We start from the raw sequence: 8,719 nt of genomic DNA, 5'->3' as shown, positions 1-8,719 counted from the left end.
ATCGGCTTTGGCTGGACCACGCTCGTGGCCGCCGAGATGGTCGCCGCCACGGCAGGCCTCGGGCAGATGGTGCTCAACGCGTCGAGCTTCCTGCGCACCGACGTCGTCGTGATGGGCATCGTGCTGATCGGGCTCATCGCCTGGGGCTTCGATCTCGGCATGCGCGCACTCGAACGGCGCCTGGTGCCGTGGAAGGGGCGAGGCTAAGGCTGCGCTCGGCCGCACCGCTTGCATTACGGAAACCCGGACGCGCTCCGGGCGAGATTCTGGAAATCCATACGCGGGCCCGTCCGCGACAAACAAAAAACCTTATAAATCAAAGGTAAGCGTGTTCCTGCACGCTGGCATCCTCCTTGCGAATAAGAACGCGCGGCCATCCCCGGCCGCGACAAAAAAAAGCACAAGGAGACAGCCGATGTCCGATTCCCCCGACCGGTTTCGCTGATCCCCCAGTTTCGAACTGTCGCGGCCCGAACCAGCTTCGTTCGGCCATTGGCTCAATTTCATTTGCAGGAACCATCGTGAAGAAACCTCTCCACAAAGTCCTCTATGTCCAGGTGATCGCGGCGATTATCGTCGGCGTCGTGCTTGGCCACTACTGGCCCGCCATCGGCATCGACATGAAGCCGCTCGGCGACGCCTTCATCAAGCTCATCAAGATGGTGATCGGGCCGATCATCTTCTGCACGGTCGTGACCGGTATCGCCGGCATGGAGGACATGAAGAAGGTGGGCCGCGTGGGCGGCAAGGCGCTGCTCTACTTCGAGATCGTCTCGACCTTCGCGCTCGTGCTCGGCCTCATCGCCACGCACGTGCTCAAGCCCGGCGCGGGCTTCAACGTCGACGTCCACACGCTCGACGCCAAGGCCGTGGCGAGCTACGCCGAGAAGGCGCACGGCCAGAGCACCGTCGACTTCCTGATGCACATCATCCCCGACACGATGTTCTCCGCATTTGCGCAGGGCGAGATCCTGCAGATCCTGCTGATCGCACTGCTGTTCGGCGCGGTGCTCGCGCAGATCGGCGAGCGCGGCCGCGTAGTGACGGATTTCATCGACAGCGTTTCGGGCGTGCTGTTCGGCATCGTCAAGATCGTCACGAAGCTGGCTCCCATCGGCGCGTTCGGCGCGATGGCGTTCACCATCGGCAAGTACGGCGTGGGTTCGCTCGTGCCGATGCTGAAGCTCATCGGCACGTTTTATCTCACCTCGATCGTGTTCGTGCTCGTCGTGCTGGGCGCCATTGCGCGCTTCACGGGCTTCTCGATCATCCGCTTCGTCGCCTACATCAAGGAAGAGCTGCTGATCGTGCTCGGCACGAGCTCGTCGGAATCCGCGCTGCCCCAACTGATGCAGAAGCTCGAGCGCCTCGGCTGCTCGCGCTCGGTGGTGGGCCTCGTGGTGCCGACCGGCTATTCGTTCAACCTCGACGGCACCAACATCTACATGACGATGGCGGTGCTGTTCATCGCCCAGGCGACCAACACCGACCTCACGTGGACGCAGCAGCTCACGCTGCTCGCGGTGACGATGCTCACGTCCAAGGGCGCGAGCGGCGTGACCGGCGCGGGCTTCATCACGCTCGCGGCGACGCTCGCCGTGGTGCCGACCATTCCGCTCTCGGGCATGGTGCTGATTCTCGGCATCGACCGCTTCATGAGTGAGTGTCGCGCGCTGACCAACATCGTCGGCAACGGCGTGGCGACCGTCGTGGTCTCGGCGTGGGAGAAGGAGCTCGACCGCAACAAGCTGCGCGCCGCGCTCTCGGGCCAGATCGAGGACGTGAAGGAACGCGCAGGCGCGTAAGCCGCGCGAGGCGCGGGCGGTGTATGCGTTGCCCCCCGCGCTCATCGTGCTCATCGTGGTCATCGCGCTCCTCGTACCCATCCTGCTATCCGGATGTTTCGTTGTCTCGCTGTTTCGCGGCTCGCGCCGCTGGGCGGCGCGCCGTTTCCCCTGCGTCCGCGCCGCCCGTTTTTGCTTTTATCCGCCGCTTCAGCCTGAAGCCGATCTGAGGCCGCGCGTTCGCACCGCACGCCGGGTGGCTCACGGCGCGCGTGTGCCACAATCTCTCCCATCCCCCTCGACCGCCTGGAAGCCGCTCACGTGACGCGCCGCCTCATCGTCCTCTTCGCGCTCGCCGTCGGGCTCGTCGCGGCTTGTGCGCTCACCTGGGTGCTCACGTGGCAGACCGGCATCGACGCGCTGCGCCGCAACGCCGCCGTGCGCGGCGACCGCACGACGGCCTCGCTCAGGAGCACGCTCGAGCGCTACGACTCGCTGCCCTATATCGTCGGCGAACATCCGCTCGTGCAGGACGTGCTCGTCGATCCCAGACCGGAGTGGGTGGCCGCCGCGAACCGCTACCTCGAAGACGTGAACCGTCACGCGCGCGCCACCACGACCTACATCATCCGCGCCGACGGCATGAGCATCGCGGCCAGCAACTGGCGCGACCCGGACAGCTTCGTCGGCGTCGACTACCGCTTCCGGCCGTATTTCATCGATGCGCTGAATGGGGGCGTGGGGCGCTTCTTCGGCATCGGCACGATCTCGCACGATCCCGGCTACTACGTATCGCAGCCCGTGCGGCGCAACGGCAAGATCGTGGGCGTGGCCGTGGTGAAGCTCAATCTCGAATGGTTTCCCGGTGCCGATGCGTCGGAGCCGCTGCTCGTCACCGACGACCACGGCGTGATCTTTCTCTCCTCGGTGCCCGCGTGGAAGTACCGCACGGTGCGCCCGCTGCCGCCGGACGTGATCGCCTCGATCGATGCCACGCGCCAGTACGCGGGCGCGCGCCTCACCCCGCTGCCCACCGCCATCGAACGCGTGCTGCCGGGCGACGCGGACATCGTGCGCATGGGCGCGGGCATCGGCGCGCCGCGCTACCTGGAGACACGCCGCTCGCTCGGCGAACCGGACTGGCATCTCGTTACGATGTCGTCGATCGATCCGGTGCTCGCGGCTTCGCGCAACGCGACCATCATGACGGGCTTCGGCTATGTTTCACTGTGCCTGCTCGGTTTCTACTGGCGCATGCGGCGCGCGCGCGTGCAGGAAGTGATGCGCAGCCGCGCGATGCTGCAAAAGGCCTACGCGATGCTCAACCAGCGCGTGGCCGAGCGCACGGCCGACCTCTCGCAGGCCAACGAGCGGTTGCAGCGCGAGGTGGCGGAGCGCGCGCGCGCCGAGGAGGAACTGCGCGCAACCCAGGACGAACTGATCCAGGCGAGCAAGCTCGCCGCGCTCGGCCAGATGGCTGCGGGCATCACGCACGAGCTGAATCAGCCGCTCGCGGCGCTGCGCAGCTTCTCGGACAACACGCGTGTATTTCTCGAACGCGGTCAGTACGCGGCGGCCACGGAAAACCTCGAGGCCATCGCTTCGCTCACCGAACGCATGGGCAAGATCGTGAACCAGCTCAAGCTGTTCGTCGGGCGCGCGCGGCCGAGAAGCGCGCGCTCGCCTGTGGCGCGCGCGCTGCGCAATGCGCTCGCGCTGCTCGGCAAGCGGCTCGAAGGCGTGCGCGTGGAACTCACGCTTGTCGAGGATGGCGCGCCGCCCGTGCCGCTCGACACGCACGCGGAGTACCCTGATCTCGTCGCGCAGAGCGACGACCTGCGCCTCGAGCAGGTGCTGATCAATCTGCTCGGCAATGCGCTCGACGCGGTGGCGGCCGTGCCCGCGCCGCGCATCGCAATCGAGGTTCAGGCGAGCGCAGCGACGCTTGCAATCGGCGTGCGCGACAATGGACCCGGCATTCCCGCAGATGTGCTGCCGCGACTGTTCGAGCCGTTCTTCACGACGAAGGAGATGGGGCAGGGGCTCGGCCTCGGGCTCGCGATTTCCTCGTCGATCGCGCGCGACTGCGGCGGCTCGCTCACCGCGAACAACGAGCCCGACGGCGGCGCGCGCTTCGTGCTGACGCTGCGCCGTGCCCGCGCGGACGCGGCGAGCGCCGCGCGCGAGGTGGGGTCGTGAAGTGGGGATATGAAGCAGGCGCTGTGAAGCGGGCGCTGTGAAGCAGGTGCTGTGAAGCGGGCGCTGTGAAGCAGGTGCTGTGAAGCAGGTGCTGTGAAGCAGGTGCTGTGAAGCAGGCGCTGTGAAGCGGGCGCTGTGAAGCAGGTGCTATGAAGCAGGCGTTGTGAGGCAGGCGCTATGAGCGGGCGCTACGAAGCAGGTGCTGTGAGCGGGCGCTACGAAGCAGGCGCTGTGAGCGCGCGCTATGAAGCGGGCACTGTGAAGCAGGCACTATAAAGCAGGCGCTTTGCAGCCGGCTCCGCGATGCTGTCTTATGAATCAGGATGACGAACGAACATGGTGAATGCGACGCCCGGCCGGGTGCTCTACATAGAGGATGACGAACTGGTGCGCCGCGCGGGCGTGCAAAGCCTGCAGCTTGCGGGCTTCGACGCCGCCGGCTTCGCGAACGCGGAAAGCGCGCTGTCGCTCATCGAAGCCGACTTCGCGGGTGTCGTGGTGAGCGACATCCGCCTGCCGGGCATGAGCGGGCTCGATCTGCTCGCGCGATGCCACGAGCGCGCGCCCGACGTGCCCATCATCCTCGTGACGGGGCACGGCGATATTTCGATGGCCGTGCAGGCCATGCGCGACGGCGCATACGATTTCATCGAGAAGCCGTTCGCCTCCGAGCGTCTGATCGAAACGGTGCGGCGCGCGCTCGAGCGGCGCGTGCTGATGCTCGAAAACATCGCGCTGCGCCGCGAGCTTGCGGCGCAGAACCCGCTTGCGCCGCGCATCATCGGCAAGAGCCCGGCGATCGAGCAGGTGCGCCGGCTCATTGCGAACGTTGCGCCCACCGACGCATCGGTGCTCATCAACGGCGACACCGGTGCGGGCAAGGAACTGATCGCACGCAGTCTGCACGAGCTTTCGCCACGGCATGACAAGCCGTTCGTCGCTGTGAATTGCGGCGCACTGCCCGAGCCGATGTTCGAATCGGAGATGTTCGGCTACGAGGCGGGCGCGTTCACGGGCGCGGCGAAACGTCGGATCGGCAAGCTCGAGCATGCGAGCGGCGGCACGCTTTTTCTCGACGAGATCGAGAGCATGCCGCTCTCGCTGCAGGTGAAGCTCTTGCGTGTGCTGCAGGACGGCGTACTGGAGCGCCTCGGCTCGAACCAGCCGGTGCGCGCCGATCTGCGCGTTGTCGCGGCAGCTAAGGGCGACATGAGCGAGCACGTCGCGGCGGGCACCTTCCGGCGCGACCTGCTGTACCGGTTGAACGTCGTGACGATTTCACTGCCGCCGCTGTCCGAGCGGCGCGAGGACATCGTGCCGCTGTTCGAGCATTTCCTGCTCGACGCGGCCGTGCGCTACCAGCGGCCCGCGCCGCTCCTCACCGAGCGGGACCGCATGCGGCTCGCGCAGCGCGCCTGGCCCGGCAACGTGCGCGAGCTGCGCAATGCTGCGGACCGCCGGGTGCTTGGGATTCCTGATGATCTCTCAGCGGCCGCGGCAAGTGGTGCCGACGAAGCGTTGCCGCTCAAGGAACGTGTCGAGCAGTACGAGCGCGCGTTGATCGCCGACGCCTTGCAGCAGACCAGCGGCGCGGTCGCCCAGGCCGCCGAGCGGCTGCAGATGGCGAAGGCCACGCTGTACGAGAAGATTCGGCGCTACGGGCTCGTGGCGCGCGGGGAGGGATAAGCCCGGCGGTGGGCGCAAAAAAAGCAGCGGGGGTCCGCTGCTTTCATGTGCGGGATGGGTTGCGTATCTGGATGCAATCTGGCTGAACCCGGGCTGCAATCAGGTCGCAAGCGCCTTTTGCAGCAGTTTGTCGAGCTCGGCGAATTGCGGCTCGCCCACGTAGCGCTTGAGGATCTTGCCGTCGCGGCCGATCACGAAGGTGGTGGGCGTGAGCTGGACGTTGCCGAACTGCTTCGCGGCCGAGCCGTCGTCCATCGCCACCTTGAACGGCAACTGGCGAGTCTGCGCGTAGTTGGCGACGTACATCGGCGCGTCGTAGTTCATCGCCACGGCCACGAACTCGAGACCTTCACCTTTGAAGCGGTTATAGGTCTGGACCATTTGCGGCATTTCCTGCATGCAGGTGGAGCAGCTCGTTGCCCAGAAGTTGACTAGATAAACCTTGCCCTTGAGATCGGCCGTGGAGACCTTCTGGCCGGACAGCAGCGTGAAGGTTGCATCGGGCACGCGCTGCTGGCTGCCGAAGAACGCGAAGTAGCCCGCTACGGCAATCGCGGCGACGACGATCGCCACGCCGATGCGGCGGATCGCGCCGGAGCGCGCGTTCGAAGAATTCGGGGATGCAGCGGTCATGAGAGCCTCGCCTCGTGCGCCAAAAGGGCGCGGGTGTGCAACCAAACTATTGTAGCGCCGAATTTCCCGGCATAGCGGTTGCGGCACGCCATTGCGCGCGCCGCGGCGGATAATGGCGCGCTCCTTTCACTTTTGTGACGATTGCGCTCCATGGTTCCAGCCCTCCTTCGCCGTGCCCGACTGTCGTTGACCGCGTCGATCTGCGCGTTGAACCCCATGCTTGCGCCCGCGCACGTGCTGGCTCTGGGCGTATTCGCGGCGGCCGGCGCGCTGGCCGCCTGCTCGCCCACCTATGACTGGCGCACGATTTCGAACAACGAAAGCGGCTATACCGTCGATCTGCCCGCGAAGCCGGGCAGGGACGAGCGCAGCGTCGACGTGAACGGCACGCCTATGCGCATGCGCATGCAGACAGCCGAGGTCGCGGGCGACGTGTTCGTGGTCGGCACGCTCGAACTGCCCAACGCGCAGCCCGCAACGCAGCAAAAAGCCCTCGATTTCCTGCGCGCGGGGCTCGCGCGCAACGTGGGCGCCGCGTCAGACGCGCAACCGGTGGCGGTGCCGCTCGCGGGGGGCGGCTCGGTCGAAGGCGTGGAGATGCGCATGGCCGGCAACGTGGGCGCCAACGGCGAGACGCGCACGATCCATGCGCGACTCGTCGCGAAGGGCGCGCGCGCCTACCAGGTGGCGATCGTCGGTCGCACCGAGCCGCCGGTCGAACAGGTCGACCAGTTCTTCGGGTCTTTCAAGCTGTACTGAGCGTCGGGACTCCGCAGCAACCGTCGAACAGGTACACGGTGGCGGGCGTTTGCGGCCTGGAGTGAAAGTCGCACCGCAGGTTTACGCGCTAATTATCGGATTTGATTGAAGGTTTACTGGTTACCCACAGCGCCTGTGGGTAACTTTGTGGAAAAGAGCCCCGCGCCGGCCGGAAAAGGCCGTCCTGTGGGCTTTCTGTTAGTTTCGGCCGCTTTTCGCTAAATCTTGAAAATAAGAAGAATCAAGGGGTTACGAAGCGGCACATAGCGCGATGCGAACTATGCACAAATACGGGCTCAATCAGATCGAATGTGCATAAGTCAAGTCTTGACTTCGATTTATTGGCGCTATCCACATTCTTCTGCGGCATAAACAGGGAATCGCTTTGTTGCCGTGCCGCGCGAGGCTAGTACCCGGTGAATGCGCGGCGGTACTGCACGGCTTCGGCCACGTGCGCGGCGCTCGGCGCGGGTGCGCCCGCGAGATCGGCAATCGTGCGAGCAACCTTCAGCACGCGGTAGTGTGCGCGCGCCGACCAGCCAAAGCGTTCGCCTGCTTCGCGCAGCAGTGTTTCGCCTGCAGCGTCGGGCTGGCAGAGCGCATCGGTCTCGCGGCCGGTCAATTCGCGATTGGTTTTGCCCTGGCGTGCCAACTGGCGCTCGCGCGCCGCCTGTACGCGTTCGGCGATCGCGGCGCTCGGCTCGGCGCTTGCGCCGGCGCGCCCGGCCAGTTCGGCTGGCGGCAACGCCGGAATCTCCACCTGGATGTCGATGCGGTCCATTAGCGGTCCCGAGAGCTTGCGCAGGTAGCGCGCGGCACTTTCCGGCGTGCAGCGGCACCGTCCCGAAGGATCGCCGCGCCAGCCGCACGGGCAGGGGTTCATCGCGGCAACGAGCTGACACGAAGCGGGGAAGTCGGTTTGCCACGCGGCGCGTGAGATGGTGATCGAGCCCACTTCGAGCGGCTCGCGCAGGGTTTCGAGCACGTGACGATCGAACTCCGGCATTTCATCGAGGAACAGGACACCGAGGTGCGCGAGCGTGATCTCGCCCGGTTGCGGCGGATTGCGCCCGCCGATCAGCGCCGCCGCGCTGGATGAATGATGCGGCGCGCGAAACGGCCGCTGCCGCCAATGCTGCGGCGTGAAGCCGACCGCGCTGGCCGAGAGCAGCGCGGCGGAAGCCAGCGCTTCGTCGTCGGTCATGGGCGGCAGCAAACCGGGCAGGCGCGCGGCGAGCATCGATTTGCCCGCGCCGGGCGGTCCTACCATCAGCAGATGATGACCGCCGGCCGCCGCAACTTCGAGCGCACGGCGCGCGCCACGCTGGCCAATCACGTCGGCCATGTCGGGTGGCGCGCTGGCTTGTGCGGTGTCGAGGACACGCTTTTGCACGGGTGCGAGGCGCGCGTCGGGATCCTCGGCAGCAAGGTGGGCGCATAGCGAGCGCAGGTCCGCCGCGCCATACACCGCGACGCCCGGCACGAGTGCCGCTTCGGTGGCGTTTTGCTCAGGCAGATAAAGCTCGGGCACGCTGCGGCGCTCGCGCCGCGCGAGCGCGAAAGCACGCGTTGCAGTGGCAGTCCCAGAGGCAGGGTCATCATCAGGATCCCGAATGATTTGGCTTGTGCCCGCTTCGTCATCGCGCGCTTCGCTTTGT

6 protein-coding genes and 1 pseudogene are annotated in these 8,719 nt (G+C 66.2%); 5 read left to right on the top strand and 2 right to left on the bottom strand.

Going from position 1 to position 8,719, the window contains the following annotated elements; translation table 11 throughout:
• The 4 genes and pseudogenes from VMJ11_RS07605 to VMJ11_RS07590 all read left to right on the top strand — a co-directional run.
• A pseudogene (locus VMJ11_RS07605) lies at window positions 1–207 on the top strand (taurine ABC transporter permease); the annotation flags it as partial.
• Window positions 208–521: 314 nt separating this feature from the next.
• Entirely contained in the window at window positions 522–1,805 is a 1,284-nt protein-coding gene (locus tag VMJ11_RS07600) for a dicarboxylate/amino acid:cation symporter (RefSeq protein WP_325618524.1), read from the top strand.
• A gap of 261 nt (window positions 1,806–2,066) precedes the next feature.
• Window positions 2,067–3,983 (top strand): sensor histidine kinase, encoded by a 1,917-nt coding sequence (locus VMJ11_RS07595; protein ID WP_414694330.1) that lies wholly within the window; start codon window positions 2,067–2,069, stop codon window positions 3,981–3,983.
• Window positions 3,984–4,319: 336 nt separating this feature from the next.
• The gene (locus tag VMJ11_RS07590; RefSeq protein WP_325618522.1) at window positions 4,320–5,669 is read left to right on the top strand and encodes a sigma-54 dependent transcriptional regulator; all 1,350 of its coding nucleotides are present in this window, start codon (window positions 4,320–4,322) and stop codon (window positions 5,667–5,669) included.
• A gap of 99 nt (window positions 5,670–5,768) precedes the next feature.
• Here the strand turns inward: VMJ11_RS07590 and VMJ11_RS07585 are convergent, their stop codons facing one another.
• Entirely contained in the window at window positions 5,769–6,302 is a 534-nt protein-coding gene (locus VMJ11_RS07585) for a TlpA disulfide reductase family protein (protein WP_325618520.1), read from the bottom strand.
• 150 nt (window positions 6,303–6,452) lie between these two features.
• Here VMJ11_RS07585 and VMJ11_RS07580 point away from each other — a divergent pair, with 150 nt between their 5' ends.
• On the top strand, window positions 6,453–7,061 hold the full coding sequence (locus VMJ11_RS07580) for a hypothetical protein (protein ID WP_414694329.1): 609 nt from the start codon (window positions 6,453–6,455) through the stop codon (window positions 7,059–7,061).
• 406 nt (window positions 7,062–7,467) lie between these two features.
• On the opposite strand, the gene VMJ11_RS07575 is transcribed toward VMJ11_RS07580, so the two are convergent.
• A partial coding sequence (locus VMJ11_RS07575; RefSeq protein ID WP_325618518.1) for a YifB family Mg chelatase-like AAA ATPase occupies window positions 7,468–8,719 on the bottom strand: 1,252 nt, incomplete at its 5' end.

The organism is Paraburkholderia sp. (assembly GCF_035501035.1).
Taxonomy (GTDB): Bacteria; Pseudomonadota; Gammaproteobacteria; order Burkholderiales; family Burkholderiaceae; genus Paraburkholderia.
Note: the sequence above shows the minus strand (reverse complement) of the source record. Positions and strands in the feature narration are given on the sequence as shown.